Annotated in this window: 1 protein-coding gene and 1 pseudogene; one reads left to right on the top strand and one right to left on the bottom strand. The window is 34.1% G+C overall.

Going from position 1 to position 2,397, the window contains the following annotated elements:
* The first annotated feature begins 444 nt into the window (after positions 1 to 444).
* Positions 445 to 1,655, top strand: a pseudogene (locus tag A9239_RS13465) (ISL3 family transposase).
* A gap of 17 nt (positions 1,656 to 1,672) precedes the next feature.
* On the opposite strand, the gene A9239_RS13460 reads toward A9239_RS13465, so the two are convergent.
* A partial coding sequence (locus A9239_RS13460) for an HNH endonuclease (protein ID WP_141706469.1) occupies positions 1,673 to 2,397 on the bottom strand: 725 nt, incomplete at its 5' end.

The raw sequence follows: 2,397 nt of genomic DNA, 5'->3' as shown, positions 1-2,397 counted from the left end.
ACATTTTTCAGTTTACCAAAATGTAATGTGTCGATACAACGTGTTTTGTGTAAGAAAATACTGTATTAATTAGCAGAATCTGTCAAATTAGGGTTTTAAAGGTAGAAACAGGCATAAACTTACAGACAAATGAAGAGATAAATTCTAGTTATGCTGAGATAATGAGGTCACTGGACAACAGGAAATATTCTAAAATTTACACCTAGGAACTATTAAAGTATAGAAGCATGTTTACATACAAGTAAATTGTCAGCATTACCCCTTTGTCCTATGAGGAGGCGAAAAAAACTGGCAGTTTAGGGGCTCATACATAGCAGCATGACGCTGTTTTGCCTTAATTATTGGCTCTTCGTCGTTTCAGATGGGTATGTTTTTATATTAAAAATACAATATAAATAGGTATTATAATATTTGATAAAAATAACTGCAGGAGTTTGATATCCCATTTGTGAAAAAACATTTGAAATACCTTTGAATGTCAAAGAACCTTGGCAAATAACCAATGCTGAATTTGATTTAACATCTGAAAAACTTAATATTTGGATTGATTTTAAACGTGGTTCCAAATTTCCCTGTCCTAAGTGTGGCAAACCAAACTGCTCAGCTTATGATACTAAGGAAAAAGTGTTACGGCATATTAACTACTTTCAATATTCTACATATTTGCACTGTAGAATTCCAAGAATAGAATGTGAAAATTGTGGAGTTCTTCAAATAAAAGTTCCATGGGCTCGCGAAAAAAGCAACTTTACTCTTCGAATGGAAGCTCTGATCCTGGAGCTATCAAAAAGAATGCCAGTGTTACAAATTGGGAAGTTGCTTGGAGAATATGACAAAAAGCTTTGGAGAGTCATAAACCATTACACTGACAATGCAAGGTCTAAAGAGGATTTATCGGATGTATGTGTTGTTGGTATAGATGAAACTTCATGCAAGAAAGGACATGAATACATAACTCTTGTTGTTGATATAAAAGATTCAAAAGTAATATTTGCTTGTGAAGGAAAAGACTCTTCAACTATTACCAGTTTTAGCAAAGATCTGCAAGATCATAATGGAAACAAAAGCAACATTAAATCGGTATGTTGCGACATGTCTCCCTCATATATCAGTGGAATTTCTATAGAATTTCCAGATGCAAAAATTACATTCGATAAATTCCATGTGATGAAAGCGATGAATGAAGGATTAAATGAAGTAAGGATACAAGAACAAAAAAAACAAAGGAACTCAAAAATACCAAATTCATATGGATTACGAACAAGGAAAATCTAACTGATAAACAGAGAAAAAGGCTTTTAAAACTCCAAAATCAAAAACTGGATACATTCAGAGCATATAATATAAAAGAAAGTCTTAGAAAGTTCTGGGAATACAAAAGCCGAGAGGAAGCTGAACAATATCTAAAAAAGTGGTATTTTTGGGCAACTCATAGCAGATTAGAAGCAATAATTGAGGTTGCTAAAACCATTAAAAGTCATTGGGATGGAATTCTAAACTACTTTGATTCCAGAGTCACTAACGGAATTGTGGAAGGTATTAACAGTATTGTACAGTTGATAAAAAGAAATGCTAGAGGATATCGAAACACTCAGTATTTTATTACTAATATCTATCTAAAATTAGGAAAGTTAGATTTCAAACTACCCATCTGAAACGACGAAGAGCCTAATTATTGTTTGCTCATATACTCACCACCAACATGTCCTGTTCTCTTATGGTATTCTTCTGTTGGGACAAGTTGCATCCTCGAGAAGTCTTGATGATGGTGCCATGTAAAACCAGGAATCTGGGCTCTTCCTCCTTTTATTGCACTCAATTGTTCTGGAGTAAAGCTTGTCAGACTAGCGTTTCTTTTTTGATCAGGATCTTGAAGTGATTTTCGAAGTGATCTAGTTGCAGCTCTTTTATGGGCTTCACTATCATGTTTCGAAGCAATATTTTCTGGAATTCTTGTGTCAAATACAGCAACGTCATCAAAAATTGGAAAACCTTTTAAATCATATACAATTCCAGTTATTGGATGTTTTTCACCAGCCATATGAACCATTTTTGCGTCATTTGGTGGAATAGTTGATGAACTAACTTGCCCTGGATATCTCCTCTTTAATACATCCGCTATCTCTCTTGATGATAGAGCCATTGTGTTTCCTGAGCCATATTCATCGTTTTCAGATTGTTGTTCTAAACCATTCAGTTCTGGCTTGCCCATCTCATGTTCACCAGCTTTATCTGTCTCATTAACTTTAGTTTCTGCATTAGGTTGAATATCTACATTTATCTTATCGTTTTCTGATTCGGTCTTAGATTCACCAGCTTTTATCTCATCTTTTTCAGATTCGATCTCATCACCAGTTTCACCTGTCTCATAAGTTTTTATCTCATCTTTTTCAGATT

This window comes from Methanosarcina sp. A14 (assembly GCF_001729375.1).
GTDB classification, from domain to species: domain Archaea; phylum Halobacteriota; class Methanosarcinia; order Methanosarcinales; family Methanosarcinaceae; genus Methanosarcina; species Methanosarcina barkeri.
Note: the sequence above shows the minus strand (reverse complement) of the source record. Positions and strands in the feature narration are given on the sequence as shown.